At 60.0% G+C, this 25,349-nt stretch carries 20 protein-coding genes; 19 read left to right on the forward strand and 1 reads right to left on the reverse strand.

Features of this window, described 5'->3' with window-relative positions; all coding sequences use genetic code 11:
• The first annotated feature begins 1 nt into the window (after position 1).
• The 10 genes from ftsL to murB all read left to right on the forward strand — a co-directional run bounded on the left by ftsL (position 2) and on the right by murB (position 12,659).
• Entirely contained in the window at positions 2-523 is a 522-nt protein-coding gene (ftsL, locus tag PH558_RS04285; protein ID WP_285202364.1) for a cell division protein FtsL, read from the forward strand.
• Positions 523-2,277 carry a peptidoglycan D,D-transpeptidase FtsI family protein gene (locus tag PH558_RS04290; RefSeq protein WP_285202365.1) on the forward strand — a complete coding sequence of 585 codons (1,755 nt, stop codon included), beginning with the start codon at positions 523-525 and terminating at the stop codon, positions 2,275-2,277. Before ftsL ends, PH558_RS04290 begins: the two co-directional genes overlap by 1 nt.
• A gap of 66 nt (positions 2,278-2,343) precedes the next feature.
• Positions 2,344-3,807, forward strand: a complete 1,464-nt coding sequence (locus tag PH558_RS04295; protein WP_285202366.1) for a UDP-N-acetylmuramoyl-L-alanyl-D-glutamate--2,6-diaminopimelate ligase — start codon at positions 2,344-2,346, stop codon at positions 3,805-3,807.
• Positions 3,804-5,264, forward strand: coding sequence for a UDP-N-acetylmuramoylalanyl-D-glutamyl-2,6-diaminopimelate--D-alanyl-D-alanine ligase (locus PH558_RS04300; RefSeq protein WP_285202367.1), 1,461 nt, complete (start codon positions 3,804-3,806; stop codon positions 5,262-5,264). The genes PH558_RS04295 and PH558_RS04300 overlap by 4 nt, the downstream gene beginning before the upstream one ends.
• 11 nt (positions 5,265-5,275) lie before the next feature.
• Positions 5,276-6,397, forward strand: coding sequence for a phospho-N-acetylmuramoyl-pentapeptide-transferase (gene mraY / locus PH558_RS04305; RefSeq protein ID WP_285202369.1), 1,122 nt, complete (start codon positions 5,276-5,278; stop codon positions 6,395-6,397).
• A gap of 7 nt (positions 6,398-6,404) precedes the next feature.
• Positions 6,405-7,817, forward strand: a complete 1,413-nt coding sequence (gene murD / locus PH558_RS04310) for a UDP-N-acetylmuramoyl-L-alanine--D-glutamate ligase (protein ID WP_285202370.1) — start codon at positions 6,405-6,407, stop codon at positions 7,815-7,817.
• Position 7,818: 1 nt separating this feature from the next.
• The gene (gene ftsW, locus PH558_RS04315; RefSeq protein ID WP_069612536.1) at positions 7,819-8,973 is read left to right on the forward strand and encodes a putative lipid II flippase FtsW; all 1,155 of its coding nucleotides are present in this window, start codon (positions 7,819-7,821) and stop codon (positions 8,971-8,973) included.
• A gap of 181 nt (positions 8,974-9,154) precedes the next feature.
• Complete coding sequence (gene murG / locus PH558_RS04320; RefSeq protein WP_285202372.1) at positions 9,155-10,276, forward strand: undecaprenyldiphospho-muramoylpentapeptide beta-N-acetylglucosaminyltransferase; 1,122 nt, start codon at positions 9,155-9,157, stop codon at positions 10,274-10,276.
• On the forward strand, positions 10,273-11,688 hold the full coding sequence (gene murC / locus PH558_RS04325) for a UDP-N-acetylmuramate--L-alanine ligase (protein ID WP_285202373.1): 1,416 nt from the start codon (positions 10,273-10,275) through the stop codon (positions 11,686-11,688). Before murG ends, murC begins: the two co-directional genes overlap by 4 nt.
• Entirely contained in the window at positions 11,685-12,659 is a 975-nt protein-coding gene (gene murB, locus PH558_RS04330; protein ID WP_285202374.1) for a UDP-N-acetylmuramate dehydrogenase, read from the forward strand. Before murC ends, murB begins: the two co-directional genes overlap by 4 nt.
• A gap of 92 nt (positions 12,660-12,751) precedes the next feature.
• On the opposite strand, the gene PH558_RS04335 is transcribed toward murB, so the two are convergent.
• A complete protein-coding gene (locus PH558_RS04335) occupies positions 12,752-14,083 on the reverse strand; it encodes an MFS transporter (protein ID WP_095435268.1) in 1,332 nt (443 codons plus the stop codon).
• A gap of 255 nt (positions 14,084-14,338) precedes the next feature.
• Here PH558_RS04335 and aqpZ point away from each other — a divergent pair, with 255 nt between their 5' ends.
• The 9 genes from aqpZ to PH558_RS04380 all read left to right on the forward strand — a co-directional run bounded on the left by aqpZ (position 14,339) and on the right by PH558_RS04380 (position 25,249).
• On the forward strand, positions 14,339-15,025 hold the full coding sequence (gene aqpZ, locus PH558_RS04340; protein ID WP_095435267.1) for an aquaporin Z: 687 nt from the start codon (positions 14,339-14,341) through the stop codon (positions 15,023-15,025).
• 300 nt (positions 15,026-15,325) lie between these two features.
• The gene (locus PH558_RS04345; RefSeq protein ID WP_095435266.1) at positions 15,326-16,252 is read left to right on the forward strand and encodes a D-alanine--D-alanine ligase; all 927 of its coding nucleotides are present in this window, start codon (positions 15,326-15,328) and stop codon (positions 16,250-16,252) included.
• Entirely contained in the window at positions 16,240-17,172 is a 933-nt protein-coding gene (locus tag PH558_RS04350) for a cell division protein FtsQ/DivIB (RefSeq protein ID WP_095435265.1), read from the forward strand. Before PH558_RS04345 ends, PH558_RS04350 begins: the two co-directional genes overlap by 13 nt.
• A complete protein-coding gene (ftsA, locus tag PH558_RS04355) occupies positions 17,169-18,500 on the forward strand; it encodes a cell division protein FtsA (protein ID WP_285202382.1) in 1,332 nt (443 codons plus the stop codon). The genes PH558_RS04350 and ftsA overlap by 4 nt, the downstream gene beginning before the upstream one ends.
• Before the next feature lie 103 nt (positions 18,501-18,603).
• Positions 18,604-20,346 (forward strand): cell division protein FtsZ, encoded by a 1,743-nt coding sequence (gene ftsZ, locus PH558_RS04360; RefSeq protein WP_095435264.1) that lies wholly within the window; start codon positions 18,604-18,606, stop codon positions 20,344-20,346.
• 329 nt (positions 20,347-20,675) lie between these two features.
• Positions 20,676-21,632, forward strand: a complete 957-nt coding sequence (gene lpxC, locus PH558_RS04365) for a UDP-3-O-acyl-N-acetylglucosamine deacetylase (protein WP_285202384.1) — start codon at positions 20,676-20,678, stop codon at positions 21,630-21,632.
• A gap of 288 nt (positions 21,633-21,920) precedes the next feature.
• Complete coding sequence (locus PH558_RS04370) at positions 21,921-22,790, forward strand: outer membrane protein assembly factor BamD (protein WP_174718598.1); 870 nt, start codon at positions 21,921-21,923, stop codon at positions 22,788-22,790.
• A gap of 12 nt (positions 22,791-22,802) precedes the next feature.
• Positions 22,803-24,476, forward strand: a complete 1,674-nt coding sequence (gene recN, locus PH558_RS04375; protein ID WP_285202387.1) for a DNA repair protein RecN — start codon at positions 22,803-22,805, stop codon at positions 24,474-24,476.
• Between the two features lie 140 nt (positions 24,477-24,616).
• Positions 24,617-25,249: a DapH/DapD/GlmU-related protein gene (locus PH558_RS04380; protein ID WP_285202733.1), complete on the forward strand. Its 633-nt coding sequence runs from the start codon at positions 24,617-24,619 to the stop codon at positions 25,247-25,249.
• Positions 25,250-25,349: the final 100 nt, after the last annotated feature.

A 25,349-nucleotide genomic window follows, 5' to 3' on the forward strand; every position in this document is an offset into this window, starting at 1 on the left:
AATGCTGAAGACTTTTGACATCGTGCTGATCGGCGTCATGACGGCCATGGCCAGCGTGACCTATACGATCAAGCATCGTGCCGAGCTGAAGCTGGAAGAGGTTCATCGTCTCGAATCCGAAATCAAGCTTGAGAGGGATACGATCGATCTCCTCAAGGCGGATTGGGCGCTGGTTTCTCAGCCGAACCGGCTCGAACGCCTCGTCAACACCTATAACAGCGAACTTCAGCTCCAGCCGACGCTCTCGACGGCGATCGTTCAGCCGAGTGAATTGCCGATGTTGCGCTCGCAGCTTCCGCCGCCGAGTGTAACGGCCTCCAACGATCCGAAGAGCGGCAAGGCAGGCGGTGCCAAGAGCGGCGCGTCGATGGCTTCAAGCAATGGCGATACGACGGATGCGCAGATCAGGAAGGCCATCGCCGATGTTGCCGCGGCTCCGGCGCCGCGACCGAAACCGCCTGCTCTTGCCAAGCGCAAGAAGCAGGATGTTGACAACATGGCAACGGGATCGGTGAGGGATTAATGTCTTTTCTTTCGCGCATCATGGTCCTGAAGAGCAAGGCCCATTTCTCCACTGACGGCAATAATCGCCCGAGCGACGGCTTTTCTCGTTCGAGCTTTGAGGGTGCGCGCAAGCGCAAGTCCAATCAGGCAAAGAGCCGCGTCGTCCTTTTGGTCGCAAGCTTCGTCGCCGTCTATTGCGTGATCGGCGGCCGGCTTGTCCAATTCGCCATGACATTGCCTGAGATGACGTCAAGCATTCTGCCGCCGGATCGTCTGATGGCCTCGCGGCCTGATATCGTCGACCGCAATGGCGCCCTGCTGGCAACCGACATCCGCACGGTCTCACTGTTTGCCGAGCCGAACAAGATCATCGACGCGGACGAAGCCGTCGAGGAATTGCGCAAGGTTCTGCCGGACCTTGATACCAAATCCACCTACAAGAAGCTTTCGGCGAAATCCTCGCACTTTGCTTGGCTCCGTCGGCAGCTGACGCCGAAGCAGCAGAACCAGATTTTGGCGCTCGGCATTCCCGGCATCGGCTTCCGTCCGGAGAAGCGCCGCTTCTATCCGGGCGGCACGACCGCTCCCCACATTCTCGGCTATGTCAACATCGACAATCGCGGCGTTGCGGGCATGGAGAAATATATCGACGACCAGGGGCTCGCCGATCTGGCGGCCGCCGGCATGACCAACGATCAGCCGCTGCAGCCGGTGAAGCTTTCCATCGATCTGCGCGTACAGGGCATCGTTCGCGATGCGGTCGTCAACGCCGTCAAGAATTTCCAGGCCAAGGGTGCAGGTGCCGCAGTCCTCGACGTCCACACCGGCGAAGTTCTCGGTATGGCCTCGGCTCCGGACTTCGATCCGAACTATCCGAACGAGGGTGCCACGGAAGGCTGGCTCAACCGCATGACGAACGGCACGTTCGAAATGGGGTCGACCTTTAAGACCTTCACCATGGCAATGGCGCTGGATGATGGCAAGGTGACATTGCGTGATGCCTTCGATGCCACTAATCCGATCCGCATCGGTGGCTTTACCATCAAGGATTTCCACGGTCAGCGTCGCGTTTTGACGGTTCCCGAAATCTTCCAGTATTCCTCGAACATCGGCACGGCCAAGATCGCCGATCTTGTCGGCATCGAGGGCCATAAGGAGTTCCTCACCCGGATCGGCCTGCTCACGAAGATGCAGACCGAATTACCCGAGGTGAAGATGCCGTCGCAGCCACGCGTCTGGAAGAAGATCAATTCGATCACGATCTCCTTCGGTCACGGCGTCTCGACGACGCCCTTGCAGACAGCTGTCGCGGGAGCAGCACTCGTCAACGGCGGCAAGCTGATCGAGCCGACCTTCCTGCCGCGCACGCGCGACCAGGCCGACGCCATCGCCAAGATGGTCGTCAAGAAGAGCACCAGCGATGACGTGCGCTTCCTGCTCGAGTTCAACGGCACCCGGGGCTCGGGTCGTAATGCCCGCGTTCCTGGCTACAATGTCGGCAGCAAGACCGGCACGGCCGATAAGGTGGTCAACGGCCGGTATTCCAATACGCTGAACTTCAATACCTTCATGGCCGTGTTTCCGATCGACAATCCGCAATACATCGTCATGACATTCATCGATGAGCCCAAGAGCGGCGAGCGCGGCGGCGGGACGATTTCGGCCTTCACGGCCTTGCCGATCGCCCGCGACATCGTCGCTCGCGCGGCGCCAATTCTCGGGGTACAGCCCAGTTTTGGAAAAGATGACTCGGCCTTGCTGGCGTCTTATTAAGCGTGAAAGAATACACACGTCGATTCGCGAGGGGCGGACTGATCGAGAAGGCGAAAAGTATATTCGATGAACTTGCGGGATATTACCGGAAATGAGTTTCCGGAACTCAACACACATATTGGCGGAGCGCTTGGCGATCTCGAGATAAGCGGGATCTCCGCCGACAGCCGTAAGGTGGCGCCAGGCATGGCCTTTGTCGCCGTTGCCGGCACGAAGGCGGATGGAGCAAGTTTCATCGCCGATGCCGTTTCGCGCGGCGCTTCCGTTATAGTTGCGGGTCATGTGGCCGATGCCGGTAACGTGCCGCTGCTGCAGGTTGGGGAGCCGCGCCGGTTTCTCGCTGTCGCCGCTTCCCGTTTTTACGGACGCCAGCCGGAAACCATGGTGGCGGTGACGGGTACAGCCGGCAAGACTTCGGTTGCTTCCTTTACGCGCCAGAGCTGGGCCTATGCCGGCCATCCGGCCGCCATGATCGGCACGACGGGCGTCGTTTCGCCGACCCGCAACGAATATGGCGCGCTGACGACGCCCGATCCGGTGTCGCTACACAAGTTGCTGGCCGAACTGGCGAACGAGGGCGTTACGCATGCGGCCATGGAAGCATCCAGCCATGGCCTCGACCAATTCAGGCTTGATGGCGTGAAGCTTGCTGCCGCTGCCTTCACCAATCTCGGCCGTGATCACATGGATTACCATCCGACGGTGGAGGACTATATGGCCGCCAAGATGCGGCTGTTCCGCGATTTGCTGCCGAAGGGTTCACCGGCTGTCATCTTCGCAGACGATACCTGGTCTCCCCAGGCAATCGAAGCAGCGCGCGATGCCGGGCAGGATGTTCGTACCGTCGGCCGTAAAGGTGATTTCCTGACGCTGAAGCGCGTCGAGCACTTCCGCCATAAGCAAATTGCCGAAGTGCATGTCGGCGACGACATCTTCGAAGTTCACATTCCGCTTGCCGGAGATTTCCAGATCGCCAATGCACTTGTCGCTGCGGGTCTCGCGATTTCGACGGGCGTTACCGCACCGGTCGCCATCGCGGCACTCGAAAAGCTTGTCGGCGCATCGGGCCGCCTGGAGCTTGTCGGTCATACGCATGACGGCGCGCTCGCCTATGTCGACTATGCCCACAAGCCGGATGCCCTGGAAAACGTCCTGAATTCGGTGCGGCCGTTTACGACGGGCCGGGTCATTGTCGTCTTCGGCTGTGGCGGCGACCGCGATCGCGGCAAGCGTCCGATCATGGGCGAGATCGCCTGCCGCCTGGCCGATGTCGTCATTGTCACCGATGACAACCCGCGCTCTGAGGATCCGGCGACGATCCGCTCGGAGATCATGGCGGCTGCCGCTTGCGCGACGGAGATCGGCGATCGCGCCGAAGCGATCCGCAAGGCTGTCGGCCTGCTGAAATCCGGCGATACACTGATCGTTGCCGGCAAGGGGCATGAGGAAGGTCAGACGATCGGCAGTGTCACGCTGCCATTCTCCGATCATGCCGAATTGCGCAAAGCATTGGAGGATTTGAAGTCTTGAGCTGGCTATGGACAACTGAGGATCTGATCGCTGCAATCTCGGGCCGCTTTGTCGGATCGCTGCCTGAGGGCATTACGGGCATTTCCATAGACAGTCGTTCCATCCAGCCGGGCGAGGCCTTTTTTGCCATCAAAGGCGATCGCGTCGACGGCCATGACTATGCCAATATCGCTATGGCGAACGGCGCCGCTTTCATCGTGATCAGCGAGGCACGGCTGCCGGCGATGGGCAGCCTGACAGTACCGAAGGTGATCGTCGATGACGTCTTGGCGGCGCTTGCGCGGCTCGGTGTTGCCGCCCGCAAGCGCACGCAGGCGAAAATCATCGCCGTCACCGGTTCGGTCGGCAAGACGACGACCAAGGAGATGCTGCGCCGCGCGCTGACGCCTTCGGGTAAGGTGCATGCCTCCGTTGCTTCCTTCAACAATCATTGGGGCGTGCCGCTGACATTGGCCCGCATGCCGGAAGATACCGATTTCGGCGTTTTTGAGATTGGGATGAACCATCCCGAAGAAATCAGGCCGCTCGTCAAGATGGTGCAACCGCATGTCGCGATCATCACCACGATCGCGCCGGCCCATCTCGGGAATTTCAACAGCATCACCGAGATTGCGGCCGCAAAGGCGGAGATATTCGACGGTGTCGTGCCGGGCGGTCATGCCATCCTTAATCACGACAACGATCAGTTCGAGATGCTGGAGAAGGCTGCCATGGCGGCCGGCATCGAGCATATCCATAGCTTTGGCCAGCATGCGAAGGCCGATGTTCGCCTCGCCGAATTCAATGCTTCGGAAGAGAATTCGACGCTTTGGCTGACGATCGGCGGCGAGACTATGGAAGTGGCGCTTGGCGCACCGGGCCGTCATATCGCGGAAAACGCGCTTGCCGTGCTGGGCGCCGTCATGCTCGTGGAGGCCGATCTGGATCGGGCGGTCGATGCGCTGGCCGACCTGCAGCCAGAAAAGGGCAGGGGCCAACGCCATAAGCGTGCGATCGGCAACGGCTACTTCACGCTGATCGACGAAAGCTACAACGCCAATCCTGCCTCCATGCGCGCGGCTATCGCGCTGCTGGCGACGACATCGCCGCATGCGGGACCAGGCGGACGGCTGGGCAGGCGGATCGCCATGCTCGGCGACATGTTGGAAATGGGGGATTATGCCCAGCGCGTGCATGCCAACCTCGCGGGGCCGCTGCTTGCGGCTGGCATCGAGCATGTCTGGCTGGCTGGTCCGGAGATGGCTGCTTTGAGGGATGAGCTGCCGGAAAGTGTTCATGTCGAATATCACGAGACGACTGAGGAGCTCTCGGAATTCGCGCTCAATTCTGTCGCCCCCGGCGATGTCTTGATGGTGAAATCGTCGCTGGGAATGGGGTTCGGAAAGATCGTTGCGGGCTTGCTTGACAAATTTCCCGCATTTTCCGACACGAGCCCCCAAACCCATCAGGGGCTTTAGAAAGGGCTCTTATGCTGATCTGGCTTGCCGAACTGTCGGACCATATTCATTTTTTCAGTACACACTTCAGATTCCTCAATCTGTTCAGATACATCACGTTCCGTACCGGCGGTGCCCTGTTCACGTCAGCGTTGATCGTTTTTCTCTTCGGGCCGCGAATCATCTCCTCCCTGCGCGTGCGTCAGGGCAAAGGGCAGCCGATCCGCGCCGATGGTCCGCAGACCCATTTCAAGAAGGCCGGCACCCCGACCATGGGTGGCCTGATGATCCTGGCCGGCATCGTCGTCTCCTCGCTGCTGTGGGCTGATCTTGCCAATGTCTATGTCGTCGCTACCTTGCTCGTGACGCTCGGCTTCGGCGCGATCGGCTTCTATGACGATTATCTGAAGGTCACGAAGCAAAGCGACAAGGGCTTTTCCGGCCGCGCCCGCCTCGGCATCGAATTCGTGATTGCCGCGATTGCCGTCTATTTCATGATGACGACGGCGCTGTCCTCCGGCCCAGCCGGTTCCACTTTCGGCTCGTCGGTCGCCTTCCCCTTCTTCAAGAGCCTACTGCTCAATCTCGGCATGTTCTTTGTGCTGTTCGGCGCCTTCGTCATCGTTGCCGCCGGTAACGCCGTTAACCTGACGGACGGCCTGGATGGGCTGGCGATCGTGCCTGTGATGATTGCCGCGGCCTCCTTCGGCATCATCGCCTACCTCGCCGGCAACTTTGTCTTTGCCGACTATCTCGCGATCAATTTCGTGCCCGGAACGGGCGAACTGGCCGTGGTCCTCGGCGCGGTCATCGGCGCTGGTCTCGGCTTCCTCTGGTTCAACGCGCCGCCCGCGGCAATCTTCATGGGCGATACCGGTTCGCTGGCTCTCGGCGGCATGATCGGCTCCGTTGCCGTCGCCACCAAGCACGAGATCGTCATGGCGATCATCGGCGGTCTCTTCGTGCTCGAGGCGCTTTCCGTCATCATTCAGGTCGGCTTCTTCAAGATGACGAAGCGCCGCGTGTTCCTGATGGCGCCCATCCACCATCACTTTGAAAAGAAGGGCTGGACGGAGAGCCAGGTCGTCGTGCGTTTCTGGATCGTCGCCGTCATCCTGGCGATGATTGGCCTTTCCACCCTGAAGCTGCGGTGAGGCCTCGATGATATCAGTCTCCACGCTGAACGGAAGGAAGGTCGCTCTCTTCGGCCTTGGCGGCTCCGGCTTTGCCACGGCGCGCGCGCTCGTTGCCGGAGGCGCCGATGTGACGGCTTGGGACGACAATCCGGATAGCGTGGCGAAGGCTGCTGCGGAAGGGATCGCGGTCGCCGATCTGAGGACGATCGACTGGAACGGCCTATCGGTTTTCGTTTTGTCGCCCGGCGTGCCGCTGACGCACCCGAAGCCGCACTGGACCGTCGATCTTGCCCATGCCGCCGGTGTTGAGATTGTCGGTGATGTCGAGCTTTTCGTGAGGGAGCGGCGGGCGCATGCGCCGGATTGCCCGTTCATCGCCATTACCGGAACGAACGGCAAATCGACGACGACGGCGCTGATCGCCCATATCCTGCAATCGAGCGGGCGTGACACGCAGCTCGGCGGCAATATCGGTACGGCGGTGCTGACGCTCGATCCGCCGAAGTCCGGACGTTTCTACGTCGTCGAGTGCTCCTCCTATCAGATCGATCTGGCGCCGACGCTCAACCCGTCCGCCGGCATTCTGCTGAACCTGACGCCCGATCATCTCGATCGCCATGGCACGATGCAGCACTATGCTGACATCAAGGAGCGGCTTGTCGCGGGCAGTGATGTCGCAGTCGTCGGCGTCGACGACAGCTATTCCTCCCTGATCGCCGACCGTATCGAGCGAGCCGGCGGCAAGGTCACGCGAATTTCGCGCCGGCATGCGCTGGCGGATGGTCTCTATGCCGAGGGCAGCCGCATCCTGAATGCATCGAACGGTGCGGCAAGCGAGATTGCCGATCTTGACGGTATCCAGACCTTGCGCGGCGGCCATAACGCACAGAACGCAGCCGCAGCAATTGCCGCCTGCCTCGCCGTCGGCGTTTCCGCCGAGGAGATCCGGGCCGGACTAAAATCCTTCCCCGGCCTCAAGCATCGCATGCAGCCTGTGGGAAAGCGCGGCCGGGTTGTCTTCGTCAACGATTCCAAGGCGACCAATGCGGATGCGGCCGCGCCTGCGCTTTCGAGCTACGAAAATATCTACTGGATCGCGGGCGGTCTGCCGAAGGAGGGTGGCATCACCAGTCTGGCGCCGCTCTTTCCGCGTATCGCCAAGGCCTATCTGATCGGTGAGGCGGCACCCGCCTTTGCGGCGACGCTCGGCGATCAGGTTCCTTACGAGATTTCCGGCACGCTGGAACGCGCCGTGGCACATGCTGCCGCGGACGCGGATAGGGATGAACGGGAGTCCGCGGCGGTGATGCTGTCACCGGCTTGCGCAAGCTTCGATCAGTATAAGAATTTCGAGGTCAGAGGCGACGCCTTCGTCAGCTATGTCGCTGCGATCGATGGCGTCACCATGCTGATCGGTTCAGCAACTGGAGGCAAATGATATGGTAAGCCGCGTTGAACGTGGGGCCTTGGCCGAATGGTTCTGGACCATCGACCGCGTGTTTCTCGCCCTTTTCATCCTCTTGATCGGCATCGGCTTCATGCTGTCCTTCGCGGCTTCGCCAGCGGTGGCGGAGCGTATCGGGCTTGAGCCGTTCCACTTCGTCAAGCGCCACGCCCTGTTCCTCATTCCGGCGATCGCGGCGATGATCGGCATTTCCTTCATGACGCCCAGGCAGGTGCGAAGGACCGCCGTCATCCTGCTGATCGTGTCGCTGGCGATGATGCTTTTCGCGCTTTTCTTCGGCATCGAGGTCAAGGGCTCGCGGCGCTGGGTGAATATCGCGGCCTTGTCGATCCAGCCTTCGGAATTCATGAAGCCGGCTTTCGTCGTCGTATGCGCCTGGCTGTTTTCCGAACATGCGCGCCAGCCGGAGATTCCCGGCAATCTCTTCGCCATCATCCTCTTTGGCATCGTCGTCGCCTTGCTCGTTGCGCAACCTGACCTTGGCCAGACGATCCTGACGACCGCCGTCTGGGGCGGCATGTTCTTCATGGCCGGCATGCCCTGGCTGTGGATCATCGTGCTCGGTGGTCTCGGCGCGGGCGGTTTCGTCACCGCTTATTATGTCTTCGATCACGTGGCGCAACGCGTGAACAAGTTCCTGACGGGCGAGGGCGATACGTTCCAGGTCGACACCGCCAAGGAAGCGATCGTCCATGGCAACTGGTTCGGCGTCGGTCCTGGCGAGGGCATCGTCAAGCGTATCATTCCGGACGCCCATACCGACTTCATCTTCTCGGTGGCGGCCGAAGAGTTCGGCGCCATCTTCTGCATCGTGCTCGTGCTGATCTTCGCCTTCCTCGTGCTGCGTGGCCTGTCGCATGCCTACAAGGAGAAGAACGACTTCAACCGTTTTGCCGTCGCCGGTCTGGTGCTGCAGATCGGCATTCAGTCGATCATCAACATTGGCGTGAACCTGCAGCTACTGCCGGCCAAGGGCATGACGCTGCCGCTGATCTCCTACGGCGGTTCGTCGATGACCGCGATCTGCGTGACGGCGGGCTTCATTCTAGCGCTGACGCGTCACAGGCCGGAAAAGCGTGCGCAGGATCGGACCATGTTCCGCGTGACGCACGGTTTGCCGGCGGAGTGATCGTCTTGGGACTACCGGCCATCTGCTCCTCATATCTCCTGTCTGCTCTTCATTCTCCGGTCGCTTTTCCCGAAGCGCCGGTCTATGAGGGTGGCTTGGCCCGCGCCGATGACGCGGTCGGGGCGGCTTCCTATATTAGGGAGATGCCCCGAGTAGTGGGGTATTCGCGGGAGCGAAAATCATGAGTAAAGGCATTGTCCTTCTTGCCGCCGGCGGTACCGGCGGTCACGTATTTCCGGCCGAAGCATTGGCCTATAAGCTGAAGGAGCGCGGCTATTCCGTGCACCTCGTCACCGACAGCCGTGCCGAACGCTATGCCGGCAAATTCCCGGCCGACGAGATCCATGTCGTGCCCTCGGCAACCATCGGCTCGAAGAACCCATTAAAGGTTGCGCAGGCCCTCTGGACGCTATGGACCGGCATGCGTGCAGCGCGCAAGCTGATCCAGCGTATCAAGCCCGTCTGCGTCGTCGGCTTCGGCGGCTATCCCACGGTTCCGCCGCTTCTGGCGGCGACGCGCATGGGCGTGCCGTCCATGCTGCACGAGCAGAATGCCGTCATGGGTCGCGCCAACAAGATGCTGGCGACACGCGTGCGTGCGATTGCCGGCGGCTTCCTCACGGAAAACGGCGCGTTTGCCGAGAAGACGGTGACCACGGGCAATCCCGTGCGCCCGGCCGTCATCGAAGCAGCAAAACGCCCCTATGTGCCATCTGGTCCGGAAGATCCGTTCAACCTTGTCGTCTTCGGCGGCAGCCAGGGGGCGCAGTATTTCTCCAAGGCCGTTCCCACGGCGATCAGCTTGCTTGAGGAGCCGCTACGAAAGCGCCTGCGGATCACCCAGCAGGTGCGCCCCGAGGATATGGAGACGGTCAACAGCTGCACGAGAAAGCTTGATATGGGCGCCGATGTCGCGCCGTTCTTCAACGATATGGCGGAGCGCATCGGCGCTGCGCATCTGGTTCTCTGCCGCTCCGGTGCCTCCACGGTCTCCGAGCTTGCGGTTATCGGGCGGCCTGCGATCCTGGTTCCTTATCCGCATGCGCTCGATCACGATCAGGCGGCCAATGCGGCTGCACTGGCGGCAACCGGCGGCGTCAAGGTCATCGTGCAGTCGGAACTGACGCCGGAGAAACTTTCCACCATCCTGCGCGGCGCCATGACCATGCCGGAAAAGCTCGCAAAGATGGCTGCATCAGCCAAGCAGGCGGGCAAGCCGGATGCGGCAAATTTGCTTGCCGACATGGTTGAGGCTATTGCCGCGGGACGTTCAATTCAGCAATTCAAGGGGGCAGGCGCATGAAGCTGCCGAAGGCAATCGGCCTTGTGCATTTTATCGGTATAGGTGGCATCGGGATGAGCGGCATTGCCGAGGTTCTGCATAATCTCGGCCATCGCGTGCAGGGTTCCGATCAGTCGGAAAGCGCCAACGTGCAGCGGCTGCGCGATAAGGGTATTCCGGTCCATATCGGTCATAAGGCTGAAAACCTCGGCGATGCCGAAGTCGTCGTTGTCTCCACCGCCATCAAGAAGAGCAATCCCGAGCTCGTCGCCGCACGTGAAAAGCTGCTGCCGGTCGTGCGCCGTGCCGAAATGCTGGCCGAGTTGATGCGCTTCCGCAGCGCCATTGCGATCGGCGGCACGCATGGTAAGACCACAACGACATCGCTCGTGGCGACGCTGCTCGAAGCCGGCGGCCTTGATCCTACTGTCATCAACGGCGGCATCATCAATGCCTATGGCACCAATGCGCGCATGGGTGAGGGCGAGTGGATGGTGGTCGAGGCCGATGAATCGGACGGCACCTTCCTGAAGTTGCCGGCAGACGTCGCCGTTGTCACCAATATCGATCCCGAGCACCTCGATCATTACGGCAATTTCGATGCCGTGCGTGCCGCTTTCCGACAATTCGTGGAGAATGTGCCGTTCTATGGCTTCGGCGTCATGTGCATCGACCATCCGGAAGTGCAGTCGCTGGTCGGGCGCATCGAGGACCGCAAGGTCATCACCTATGGCGAGAATCCGCAAGCCGATGTGCGTTTCTCGAATGTGCGGATCGATGGTACGCGTTCGCTGTTCGATATCGAAATTCGCAGGCGGCGCACCGGTAAGGTGATCCAGATCAAGGATCTCGTCATGCCGATGCCCGGCCGCCACAATATTTCCAATGCGACGGCTGCCGTTGCCGTTGCCAACCGGCTCGGGATTTCCAGCGAAGCGATCGCCAAGGGGCTCGCATCCTTCGGTGGCGTCAAGCGCCGTTTCACGCTGACCGGCGAATGGAACGGGGTCAAGGTTTTCGACGATTACGGTCACCATCCCGTTGAAATCAAAGCTGTGCTGAAGGCCGCGCGCGAAGCCTGCAAGGGCCGCATCATTGCCGTTCATCAGCCGCACCGCTATACGCGCCTTTCGAGCCTCTTCGAGGAATTCGCAGCCTGCTTCAACGATGCCGACAGCATCTTCCTGGCGCCGGTCTATGCCGCTGGTGAAGAGCCGATCGAGGGCGTGGATTCGCAAACGCTGGTTTCCCGCATCAAAGCTGGTGGTCATCGTGATGCACGCTATCTGCCCTCACAGGAAGATCTTGCCGCAATGGTTGCAGAGATTGCGCAGCCTGGTGATTTTGTGGTTCTGTTGGGGGCTGGTAGCATCACATATTGGGCAGCATCATTGCCAAAGGAATTGGAAGGCCTCTCGGGTAAGTCCGCATGAAACAGGTAGATGGGGAAAAGCTTCTGGCGTCGCTTGGCGACGGTGTAAAGGACATCAGGGGACGGCTGACGCCGGACGCGCCGATGGATCGTGTGACGTGGTTCCGCGCTGGCGGGCTGGCGGAACTGATGTTCCAGCCGCATGACACGGACGATCTCATCGCCTTCCTGAAGATCCTGCCGGAAGATGTGCCGCTGACGGTCGTCGGCGTGGGTTCGAACATATTGGTGCGCGACGGCGGCATTCCGGGCGTCGTCCTTAGGCTTTCGGCCAAGGGCTTCGGTTCTGTCGAACTTGCCGGCGAGAACCGCATCCTGGCCGGTGCGATCTGCCCTGACAAGCACGTCGCAGCCATGGCAATGGATAACAGCATCGGCGGTTTCCATTTTTATTATGGCATTCCCGGGAGCATCGGTGGTGCTGCGCGGATGAATGCGGGCGCCAATGGTGCCGAAACCCGTGAGCGCGTCATCGAAGTGCATGCGGTCGACCGCAAGGGTGAGAAGCATGTCCTGACCAATGCCGAGATGGGGTACAGCTACCGCCATTCCGATGCATCTGAAGATCTGATCTTCACGCATGTCCTTTTCGAAGGTTATCCGGAGGATCGTGCCAAGATTCGCACCGAGATGGATGCAGTGCGCGCTCATCGTGAAACGGTGCAGCCGGTACGCGAGAAGACCGGTGGTTCAACCTTCAAGAATCCGGATGGTTTCTCCGCATGGAAGCTGATCGACGAGGCGGGTTGCCGTGGTCTGGTTATCGGTGGCGCCCAGATGTCGTCGCTGCATTGCAACTTCATGATCAACATGGAGCAGGCGACGGGCTACGATCTGGAATATCTCGGCGAGCAGGTGCGCCGCGAGGTTTTCGAAAAGTCCGGCATCAAGCTGGAGTGGGAAATCAAGCGCCTCGGGAACTTCATGCCGGGCCGGGAAGTCCGCCCGTTCCAGGGTGTGACCACGGAGTAGGTTCCCACTGCAATCGGTGTCATCTTCATAAAATGATTCAACAAAAAGGCCGGGTTTTCACCCGGCCTTTTCAATTGGTTATGCCTGTTCTCTCAGACTTCGTCGTTGCCCGAGAGCAGGATGCCGATTAGCGAGAGTACCGCTGCGCCGGCGAGGTAGTAGCCGACATAGACGAGGCCATAATTGGTCGCGAGCGATGTGGCGATGTAGGGTGCCAGGGACGCGCCGACGATGCCGCCGAGATTGAAGGTCATCGAAGCGCCGGTATAGCGCACCGTGGTCGGGAAGGGTGCAGCCAGAGCTGCGCCGATCGGGCCATAGGTAAAGCCCATGAGGGCAAGACCGATGATCGAGCAGGCGAAAGCGCCGGCAAGGCCGGCCGTCAGCAGCGACGAGTAGAACAGGCCGAAGACGAGGATGCCGATCGTCGTTAGGATAAGAACCAGACGGCGCGAATAGCGGTCCGACAACAGGCCCGAGACCGGGATCATCAGGCCGAAGAAGACGACGCCGACGAGCTGAACGACGAGGAACTGGCCCTGGGAGTAGCCGAGGCCGGCCGGAAGCGGACCATTGCCCGGGGGGCGGGTGCCCCAGCTCAGGGTGAATGCCGTCATCAGATAGAACAGCACGAACGTCGCCACCGCGATGATGGTGCCGAGAATCAGGCTGCGGAAGTGCGAGCGGAAGATGACGGCGATCGGAACGGAAACTCGCTCTTCCTTCTCGATGGCGCGCTGGAACTCCGGCGTTTCGGTGATCTTCAGGCGGACATACAGACCAACGGCGACCAGCACGATGCTGATCAGGAAGGGAACGCGCCAGCCGTAGTTGAGGAAATCCGCATCCGCCATGCTCTCGCGCAGAATGAGGAAAAGACCTGCCGAAAGGATGAAGCCGATGGGTGCGCCAAGCTGCGGGAACATGGCATACCAGCTGCGCTTGCCTTCCGGTGCATTTTCCGTCGCCAGCAAGACAGCGCCGCCCCATTCGCCGCCGAGGCCAAGACCCTGGCCGAGGCGGCAAAGCGCCAGCAGAATCGGTGCGAGGACGCCGATCGACTCATAGGTCGGCAGCATACCGATCACTACCGTCGAGAGCCCCATGGTCATCAGAGCCGCAACCAGTGTCGCCTTACGGCCGATCCTGTCCCCGAAATGACCGAAGATCATCGCGCCGATCGGGCGCGCGAAGAAGGCGATGGAGAAGGTCGCGAAGGACTGCAGGGTAGCGGACGTCGGATCGCTTGCCGGGAAGAACAGCTTCGGGAAGACGATCACCGCCGCCGTTGCATAAACATAGAAATCGAAAAATTCGATCGTTGTGCCGATGAGGCTCGCGATCAGAACACGTGCCGGGGAATTCGCAACAGCATTGTTCGATGACGAGGGGGTCGGCGATAAAGGAGATATCGCGTCAGTCATGTTCCCACCATTTCAGAGGATGCTAAGGCGCGCTTAGCGGATAAAAATTGTCCTTAGCGTAATTTTTGTTCAACGCAAACGTTAACTGCGCAAGAAATCAGCGGTTGCGTGCTATTATTTTGCCGTAATTGTTGATTCGTGAGCAATCAGGCGGGCGTTTGTTGTTGGAGAGGCGTGCTCCGGCGAGTCCTTACCGGAATCTTTTTCACCAATGGCCGATTCTCGCTTGGATTGCGGGCTGAGGAGAAGGGTTTCATGCAGAAAAAACTCATCGCTGAGTTTCTTGGGACGTTTTGGCTCGTATTCGGCGGCTGCGGCAGTGCGATCTTCGCAGCAGCCTTTCCGAGCCTCGGTATCGGTTTTCTAGGTGTTGCCTTTGCGTTCGGTCTGACTGTGCTGACCATGGCTTTTGCCGTCGGCGGCATATCAGGAGGGCACTTCAATCCGGCCGTCTCGGTCGGCCTGACGGTGGCTGGCCGCTTTCCCGGCGGGCAGCTCATTCCCTATATTATCGCGCAGGTCATCGGCGCCATTGTCGCCGCGGCCGTGCTCTATCTGATCGCAAGCGGCAAGGCTGATTTCCAGCTCGGTGGCTTTGCGGCGAACGGCTATGGGGAACATTCTCCCGGCGGCTATTCCACGGTGTCGGCATTGGTGGCCGAGATCGTGCTGACGCTGTTCTTCCTGGTCGTGATTCTGGGTTCGACGAGCAGCAAGGTGCCGGCCGGCTTCGCGCCGATCGCCATCGGCCTGGCGCTGACGCTGATCCATCTGATCTCGATTCCGATTACCAACACGTCGGTCAATCCGGCCCGTTCGACGGGGCAAGCCCTATTCGTCGGCGGTTGGGCTCTGCAACAGCTTTGGCTGTTCTGGGTCGCACCCATCGTCGGCGGAGCGTTGGGCGGACTCGTCTGGAAACTGGTCGACGACAGCGAATGATCTCGGCCTCAATTTAATGGCTACAGCCCCGCATCGAGCGCTCGATGCGGGGCTTATTGTTTAAAAAAATCTAAATGTAGTGATTTCAAAAGTAGCAACTCCATGATTCCAATGGCAGAATTCTTTAAGTCGGTTTGATTCGAAGCATTCGGCCATCACCAGGGCGGCGGAAAGTTAACGAAAGTAAACGCTTCATTAACCTTAATGTCGTTCTAATCGGCCTATTGAAAACGGGGCGAGAATCGCGGTTAGGCGAGGCCCTGCAAACGCAAAGTAGAGACCGTGAAGTCGGGGGTATTAATGGGTGGCAAGCATGTGGCTGTCCTTTTGGGCGGATTTTCCTCGGAGAGGCCTGTCAGCCTTTCCTCGGGAAAGGCATGTGCCGATGCCCTCGAAGCGGAAGGCTTCCAGGTTACCCGTGTCGATGTCGATCATGATGTCGCGAGCCGCTTGGCTGAGCTGAAGCCGGATGTCGTCTTCAATGCGCTGCATGGTCCCTTCGGCGAAGACGGCACCATTCAGGGCATTCTGGAATATCTGCAGATTCCCTATACACATTCCGGCGTGCTTGCCTCTGCTCTTGCGATGGACAAGTCGCGCGCGAAGACGGTGGCTGCCGCCGCAGGTATCCCGGTGGCCAGCTCGATCGTCATGGATCGTTTCGCCATTGTCGGCGAACACCCGATGAAGCCGCCCTATGTCGTCAAGCCGGTGCGCGAGGGATCGAGCTTCGGTGTCGTGATCGTCAAGGAGGATCAGGCGCATCCGCCGCAGATCGTTACTTCTGCCGAATGGCGCTATGGCGATGAGGTTCTGGTTGAGCGTTATATCTACGGGCGTGAGCTGACATGTGGTGTCATGGACGGCAAGGTTCTCGGCGTCACCGAGATCGTGCCGCTCGGTCACAGCTTCTATGATTACGACGCCAAGTACGCCAAGGGTGGTTCAAAACATGTCTTGCCAGCGGAAATTTCACCGAATCTTTACCAAAAGATACAAACATTATCGTTAAGGGCACATGAAGCTATCGGCTGCCGCGGCGTTAGTCGATCTGACTTCCGTTTTGACGATCGCTTTTCCAAAGAGGGCGAACTTGTCTGGTTGGAGATCAATACCCAGCCCGGCATGACTCCTACCTCCCTGGTGCCTGAAATGGCCGCTCATGCCGGCTACTCTTTTGGTGAATTTCTCCGGTGGATGGTGGAGGACGCGTCTTGTTTGCGCTGACGGTCAAAAATATGAGACGGTCCCGTCATCGCGTCCCGCTCGCCATCGACGACGTCGAGGACGCATTCGTCCTGCCGCGTCCGCTGCGTCGCGCCGTTCGCTTCCTGGTCAGTCTCGGTTCGGGTCGCATTAACATCCCCGCTCACACGGGAACTGTCTCGACCCTTGTTCTCCTTGCTGCGACCGGGCTTTATGGCATGTCGGTCGGCGGTCATACCCAGGCGGTCGCGGAAGCGACGACTTCTGCCGCTGGTTTTGCGATCGAGGATGTAAAGGTCTCCGGCAATGACGAGACCTCGGAAATCGAGATCCTGCAGCTGCTTGGCCTCGACGGTACGACGTCGCTTGTTGCCCTTAATGCCGATGCGGCCCGCCAGAAGATCGCCAACCTGCCCTGGGTTCAGAATGTCGAGGTTCGCAAGGTCTATCCGCGGACTGTCGAGGTGAAGCTCAAGGAACGCAAGGCCTATGCCATCTGGCAGCATGGTTCCGAGCTTTCTCTGATCCAGAAGGACGGCAGCGTGATTGCGCCGCTGCGCGACAACAAGTTTGCAAAACTACCGCTCTTCGTCGGGCGTGATGCCGAAACCGCAGCCGCCTCCATCGACGACCAATTTGCCAAGTGGCCCGATGTTCGCAGCCATGTGAAGGCTTTCGTACGTGTCGCCGGTCGCCGCTGGGATCTTTATCTGGATAACGGCGTGATCATCAAATTGCCGGAAGACAACATCGATGATGCGCTCGCGCGGCTGACCAAACTCGACAGGGATCAAAATCTTTTGCAGCGCGATATCGCTGCCGTCGATCTCCGTATCGATGATCGTACCGCCATCGAGTTAACCCCGGATGCCGCAGTTCGTCGCCAGGCCGCAGTCGATGCAAGAAACAAGGCTTTGAAGAAAGCAGGTCAGGATACATGAGCTTATTCGGTTCGTCCCATTTCGGCCTGCCTCGGTTGAAGCCGCTCTCTTCGAAGCGGTCTCATATCGTCTCGGTCCTCGACATCGGCTCGACGAAGGTCGTCTGCATGATCGGGCGGCTGACGCCGCGCGAGGAGAGTCAGGTTCTTCCGAACCGCACGCACAATATCGAGATCATCGGTATCGGCCATCAGCGCTCACGCGGAATCAAGACCGGTGTGATCGCCGATCTCGACGCCCTGGAAGGTGTCGTCCGGCTTGCCGTCGATGCCGCCGAGCGCATGGCCGGCCTGACGGTCGACAGCCTGATCGTCAATGTTTCCGCCGGCCGTCTCGGCAGCGATATTTACACCGCGACCATCGATCTCGGCGGTCAGGAAGTCGAAGCCAACGATCTCAAAAAGGTTCTGGCCGCAGCCTGCCAGCAGTCGATCCGTCAGGAGCGTGCCGTGCTGCACTCGCTGGCGACGGGCTACTCCCTTGATGGCGAGCGCGGCATTCGCGATCCGCTGGCCATGTTCGGTGACGCTCTCGGTGTCGACATGCATGTGGTTACGGCCGAGCGTGCGGCGCTTCGCAACTTGGAGCTCTGCATCAACCGTGCGCATCTCTCGGTCGAAGGCATGGTGGCGACGCCTTACGCCAGCGGTCTTGCAGCTCTAGTCGACGATGAAGTCGAGCTTGGCTGCGCTGCGATCGACATGGGTGGCGGCACGACGACGATTTCGGTCTTTGCCGAGGGCAAGCTCGTGCACACCGATGCCGTCAGCCTTGGCGGCCATCACGTCACCACAGACCTTGCCCGCGGTCTTTCGACCCGCATCGAGGATGCGGAGCGACTGAAGGTCGTTCATGCTTCCGCTCTCGCGAATTCTTCGGAAGAGCGTGAACTGATTTCCATCCCGCCGATCGGCGAAGACGAGCGTGACCAGCCGACACAGGTGCCGAAGGCGCTGGTGTCGCGCATCGTCAAGGCTCGCATCGAGGAAACCCTCGAGCTCATTCGCGATCGCATCCAGCGTTCGGGCTTCAGCCCGATCGTCGGCAAGCGCGTCGTCCTGACCGGCGGCGCCAGCCAGCTGACCGGTCTGCCCGATGTGGCGCGCTGGGTACTTGCGCGCAATGTCCGCATCGGTCGTCCGATGGGCGTCTCCGGTTTGCCGACGGCAGCCAAGGGGCCGGCTTTTTCGACGGCTGTGGGACTGATGATCTATCCGCAGGTCGCAGACATGGAAACACATGCGCCGAGCAGCGGTCTGCTCTCGTCGTTTGGAGGTAACAACAGCCGGATCGGCCGCGTCGGCCAATGGCTGAAAGAGAGTTTTTGAGTGCCTGATCCCGGAAATCCATTCCGGGGCAAGCGTCAGGCAAGTGAAATCGAGTGAATTGGCCGGCGTGGCGATGCGGCCATAAAGAGAAGGAACGGGTACAATGACTATCAAGCTGCATAAGCCAGATATCACCGAGCTTAAGCCGCGAATCACCGTGTTCGGTGTCGGTGGCGGTGGCGGCAATGCCGTCAACAACATGATCACGGCAGGCCTGCAGGGCGTCGATTTCGTCGTCGCCAACACGGATGCCCAGGCGCTGACCATGACGAAGGCGGAGCGGATCATCCAGCTCGGCGTCAACGTCACGGAAGGTCTCGGCGCCGGCTCGCAGCCGGAAGTCGGCCGTGCAGCTGCCGAAGAGTGCATCGATGAAATCATCGATCACCTGAACGGTACGCATATGTGCTTCGTCACCGCCGGCATGGGCGGCGGTACGGGTACGGGTGCCGCTCCGGTCGTCGCACAGGCCGCTCGCAACAAGGGCATCCTGACCGTCGGCGTCGTTACCAAGCCGTTCCACTTCGAAGGCGGCCGCCGTATGCGTCTCGCCGAGATGGGCATCCAGGAACTGCAGAAGTCGGTCGACACGCTGATCGTCATTCCGAACCAGAATCTGTTCCGCATCGCCAACGACAAGACGACTTTCGCCGACGCGTTCTCGATGGCCGACCAGGTTCTCTATTCGGGCGTTGCCTGCATCACCGACCTGATGGTGAAGGAAGGTCTCATCAACCTCGACTTCGCCGATGTCCGTTCGGTCATGCGTGAAATGGGCCGCGCCATGATGGGTACCGGCGAGGCTTCCGGCCAGGGCCGCGCAATGCAGGCTGCTGAAGCTGCCATTGCCAACCCGCTGCTCGACGAAACCTCGATGAAGGGCGCACAGGGCCTGCTGATCTCGATCACCGGCGGCCGTGACCTGACCCTATTCGAAGTCGACGAAGCTGCAACCCGCATCCGCGAAGAAGTCGATCCCGACGCCAATATCATCCTGGGTGCCACTTTCGACGAATCGCTTGAGGGCATCATCCGCGTTTCCGTCGTCGCAACCGGCATCGACCGCGCGATGAACGAGGCTTCTGACAGGGGCATGGAATTCCGCCCCGCCGCAAAGCCTGCTATGCGTCCTTCCGCGGCCGCCGCTCCGGCAGCGGCCGCAGTTCAGCCTGCCCACGTCTCGCAGGCCCAAACCGCACAGGCTGCCGCTCCGGCTCCTCGTACCGTGGATCCGGTTGCCCAGACCATTCGTGCAGCAGAGGCCGATCTGGAGCGCGAACTGGAATTCCAGATGAGCCGGCAGGCTCAGGTGCCGCAGCAGCCGGTTATGCAGCAGGCCGCTGCGCCGGAAGACAACTTCCGTCCGCAGAGCCGCATCTTCGCAGCAGCCCCGGAAGCCCAGCCGGTCCGTCAGGCTCCGGTTCAGCCGCAGCCTCAGCAGCAGGCGCCGGTCATGCATCAGCAGCCGGTCATCCGCCAGGCTCCCGAGCAGGTTCGCATGCCGAAGGTCGAGGATTTCCCACCGGTCGTTAAGGCCGAGATGGAACACCGCGCCCAACCGGCGGCCGCCCAGGCGACCGAAGAGCGTGGCCCGATGGGCCTGCTGAAGCGAATCACCAATTCGCTCGGCCGCCGCGAGGAAGATCCGGCTTTTGATGACATGATGGCTCCGACGAACAACGCCGCTCCGCAGCAGCGTCGTGCGCCGTCGCCGGAAGCAAGCCTCTATGCTCCGCGCCGTGGCAATCTCGACGATCATGGCCGCCAGGCTCCGCAGGCACGCATGGCAAGCCATGAGGACGATCAGCTCGAGATTCCGGCCTTCCTGCGCCGCCAGTCGAACTGACCCGCAACAGGTAGCCCTTTAATAGGTTGCTAACCATATTGGAGAAATCCGGGGCCGAAAGGCTCCGGATTTTCTCATTTTATAACGATTGTCTTATTTAAAATTATCCAACGAATTCAATTGGCTGCTTTCGTAACAAAACGAAAGAAACAGTGATTTGGAATGCGATGCCCTGGCGCGTATGTAGATATCAAGCAAGCCCGCTGAATCACATTCGGAGACGAATGTATGTGAGGTGCGTGGCATAGTTAACAGACTGAACCGGCGATAAGGGTAAGCGTCCGAAGATGACCGCCCGGCCTGGATCAGATAGACGAAGGCAGAATTAAATGGCAATTGGATTGCTTGGTTTTCAGACCACCATTGCAAACCCTGTGACACTTTCCGGTATTGGCGTTCATTCCGGTGCCAATGTGTCGATCACCTTCTACCCCGCCGAAGCCGGCACCGGCGTCGTTTTCCAGCGCCTGCATGACAATGGCGATGTGACCGAACTGCGCGCCGTTTCCTCGCAGGTCGGCAATACGGATCTCTGCACGGTTCTCGGTTTTTCTCCGGCGCGCTCCGTCGCGACGGTCGAGCACGTCATGGCGGCGATCTATGCGATCGGCCTCGATAACGTCGTCGTCGAGGTGTCCGGCGCGGAAATACCGATCATGGATGGCAGTTCTTATCCCTTCATCGAGGCGATCGAGCAGGCGGGTGTCGTTTCGCTCGGTGTCAAGCGTCGATACATCCGCGTCATCAAGCCGGTGCGGATCGAAGCCGGTGGTTCCTGGTGCGAGTTCCGCCCTTATGACGGCACGCGCTTCGAAGTCGAGATCGACTTCGAGTGCCCGCTAATCGGCCGCCAGAAGTGGGAAGGCGATCTGACCGCCGAGACCTTCAAGACGGAACTGTCGCGCGCGCGTACTTTCGGCTTCATGCGCGATGTCGAGCCCCTCTGGGCCTCGGGCCATGCGCTGGGTTCGTCGCTGGAAAATTCGGTCGTCATTTCGGACGACAATACCGTCATCAACGTCGAAGGCCTGCGTTATCCCAAGGACGAGTTCGTTCGCCACAAGACGCTCGATGCCGTTGGCGATCTGGCTCTCGCCGGCGCACAATTCATTGGTTGCTACCGCTCCTATCGCGGCGGCCATCGCATGAATGCGAATGCCCTGAAGGCATTGCTCAGCGACGCTTCTGCTTATGAGGTCGTTGAAACCTCGGCACCTCGCCAGCGCGGTCACGGCCGTGAGTTCATTGCGGTCAATGCGCCTGAATTCGCTCCTTGGTCGGCGTGATTTTTTCGGGATCGAAATGAGACAAAGCTGCCGCTCTGATGAAGGGCGGCTCTTTTTTTGACGGACGACTCATCAGGTTTGTCTTCGGTCGCGAAGCGGCGGCAGGATGGTGCGGGCCGATATGAGAAATCCCTGTCAAAACAGTGATTAAAGGCTGCGGATATGCGGTCTTTGCCACAAAAATGCGTTAATGCACCATCAATGCGTTGCCCTGATGGTGCTTTTGCGGCTAGAAACGCCAGCGAGAGAACGCCGTCTCCGCAACGACGGCTATGGGACAGTCATCCGATGGGTTTTGCAAGGTCTGAACGCATGAATATCACAGCACGGGCTTTGCTCGTATCGCTCCTTCTGGCCGGTACCGGTGCGGTGGTGACGGGGTGTAATACGAAAAAGGATATCGACATCACCAAGCTCGGTGTCGAGACCGATCCGCCGGAGATGCTCTACAATCAGGGCCTTGCCAACATCAAGGCCGGCAACATGACGGAGGCCGGCAGGAAGTTTGATGCCATCAACCAGCAGCAGCCCTTCTCCGAGTGGGCACGCAAGGCATTGGTGATGAGCACCTTCGTGAAGTATCGCACGGGTCGCTATGATGAGGCGGTACAGACCGGCAATACCTATCTCAAGCAATATCCCGGCTCGGAAGATGCCGACTATGTGCAGTATCTGGTCGGTTCGTCCTATGCCAAGCAGATCGTCGACGTGACGCAGGACCAGCGTGCGGCACAGCAGACGATCGAGGCAATGACCAAGCTCGTCAATACCTATCCAAAGTCGCAATATGTCAGCGACGCTCAGGAAAAGATCCGCTTTGCCCGCGACCAGCTCGCCGGCAAGGAAATGCAGATCGGCCGTTATTATCTGGAGCGCAAGGATTACCTGGCTGCCATCTCCCGCTTCCGCGTGGTGGTGGAGCAGTATCCGACGACGAACCAGATCGAAGAAGCCCTGGCGCGACTCGTCGAAGCTTATTATGCGATGGGCATCGTACCCGAAGCGCAAACGGCAGCTGCCGTTCTCGGCCACAACTATCCGGACAGCCGCTGGTATAAGGATTCCTATCAGCTGCTGCAGAAGGGCGGCGTGGAGCCCAGCGAAAATTCGGGTTCCTGGATTTCCAGAGCGGGCAAGAAACTTCTTCTTGGGACGTGAGATTGAGCGCAGATGCTGATCCAGCTTTCGATCCGCGATATCGTTTTGATCGAGCGGCTGGATCTTGCCTTCGAGTCCGGACTTTCGGTGTTGACCGGCGAGACGGGTGCGGGCAAATCCATCCTGCTTGACAGTCTGTCGCTGGCCCTTGGCGGGCGCGGCGATGGCGGGCTTGTGCGCCATGGCGAGGATCGCGGCCAGGTGACTGCGGTTTTCGACGTCGGTACACAGCATCCGGCCCGCAAGCTCCTGCGCGAAAATGGCATCAACGATGACGGCGATCTGATTTTCCGCCGTGTGCAGTCCGCTGATGGCCGGACCAAGGCCTTTGTCAACGACCAGGCGCTCAGCGTGCAGCTCATGCGCCAGATCGGCCAGCTTCTCGTCGAAATTCACGGTCAGCACGACGATCGAGCGCTCGTCGATACCGACGCGCACCGTACCTTGCTGGATGCCTTTGCCGGCCTCGCCGAAGAGGCGCAGGAGGTCGGCAGGCTGCACAAAATCTGGCGCGATACCGAGCGCACCTTGAAGAAGCATCGCGAGCAGGTCGAGAAGGCAGCGCGTGAAGCGGACTATCTCCGCGCCTCCGTCGAGGAGCTGGAGAAGCTCTCGCCACAGGATGGTGAGGAGGATGAGCTGGCTGAGAAGCGCTCGCGGATGATGAAGGCCGAGCGCATCGCCGGCGATATCGCTGAGGCTTCCGAATTCCTCAATGGCAACGCATCGCCCGTGCCGCATATCGCATCGCTGGTGCGCCGATTGGAGCGCAAGAGCCACGAAGCGCCGGGTTTGCTCGAAGATACCGTGGCGCTGCTCGATGCCGCTCTCGATCAGCTGTCCAACGCACAGATGGAAGTGGAGGCAGCACTCCGCAAAACGGAATATGATCCGCGCGAACTTGAGCGTGTCGAAGAGCGCCTCTTCGCGTTGCGGGGTGCCTCGCGTAAATATTCCGTACCGGTTACGGAACTGCCGGCCCTGGCCGCGCGCATGATTTCGGATCTCGCCGATCTCGACGCTGGCGAAGAGCGGCTGGCGCGCCTTGCTGCCGAGCTTTCCGCCGCCAAGGCGGATTACGACGTCGCCGCGCGCAGTCTGTCGGAGAAGCGCCGCCATGCGGGTGAAACGCTTGCAGCGGCCGTTATGACCGAGCTGCCGGCCCTGAAGCTCGAGCGTGCGCGTTTCATGGTGGAGATATCAAGCGATCCGGAGGCCGGGACGGCCGACGGTATCGACGTTGTCGAATTTCACGTGCAGACCAACCCTGGCACGCGGCCGGGACCGATCACGAAGGTCGCCTCCGGTGGCGAGCTGTCGCGCTTCCTTCTGGCATTGAAGGTTGCGCTTGCCGACCGCGGCTCGGCGCCGACCCTTGTCTTCGACGAGATCGACACTGGCGTGGGCGGCGCGGTGGCCGATGCGATCGGCCAGCGGCTGAAGCGCCTTTCCGATCGCGTGCAGGTGCTGTCGGTCACCCACGCGCCACAGGTTGCGGCGCGTGCTGCAACGCATCTGCTGATCTCCAAGGGACCGGTTGCGGACGGCTCGGAAAAGATTTCCACACGCGTCGCCACCATGGAAGCGAAGGATCGCACCGAGGAAATCGCCCGCATGCTCGCCGGTGCTTCGGTAACCGAAGAGGCGAGGGCGGCCGCCAAGCGCTTGCTGGCCGGTAACGGGTGATATCTCCTGCGATGTTGTCGGAGGCAGATGCCGGCAACGGCTTGCTCGTAGCGGACATCTTGCTTCGGTTTTTCGACGCTCTTGCGTCATACATCCTTCATCGTCCCCGGTTAGGCAGGCCCAGAATCCGGAGACTGTCAATGCACTCAACCGCACAGCCCAATCGCCCAAAAATCGCAGAAACCGTCATCCACCCGACGGCGAACGTAAGGGATTCGAGCATCGGCAGATGCTGTGAGATTTTGGCGGACACATCTCTGCACACTGCCGAACTCGGAGATTTCTCTTACCTGGGACCGCGCTGCATTGTCGGCGACGCAACGATTGGAAAGTTCTGCGCCATTGCGGCAGAGGTCAGAATTGGCGCTCCCAATCATCCGATGGACCGCCCGTCCATGCATCGCTTCACCTATTGTCCGGAATATTACGCGGAGGGCGCCGTGCGGGACCACGCCTTTTTCGATCGGCGAAAGGAAGATCGCGCTGTCATTGGCAACGATGTCTGGATTGGTCATGGCGTGATTGTTTTGCCAGGCGTAAAGGTTGGAGACGGCGCCGTGCTTGCAGCAGGCGCGGTCGTCAGCAAAGATGTCCAACCATATACTGTCGTCGGTGGTATTCCCGCCAAGTTCATTCGAGAGCGCTTCACGCGAATCATCGCAGAAAGACTGACGTCCATCGCCTGGTGGGATTGGCCTTTCGAAACCATCATGGAGCGGCTTGCCGATTTTCAGTCAAGCGACATCGAAGCCTTTTGCGAGCGCTGGTCCTGATCCAGGTCTGACGACTTGGGTGGTCGGCGTTGGCCGGCTCATCTTCAAAATCGGACGGTAGGCTGTGAATGAGTTCGGCCGCCGCCCGAACTTCTGAGCG

Source organism: Rhizobium pantanalense, assembly GCF_030182525.1.
Classification (GTDB): Bacteria; Pseudomonadota; Alphaproteobacteria; order Rhizobiales; family Rhizobiaceae; genus Rhizobium.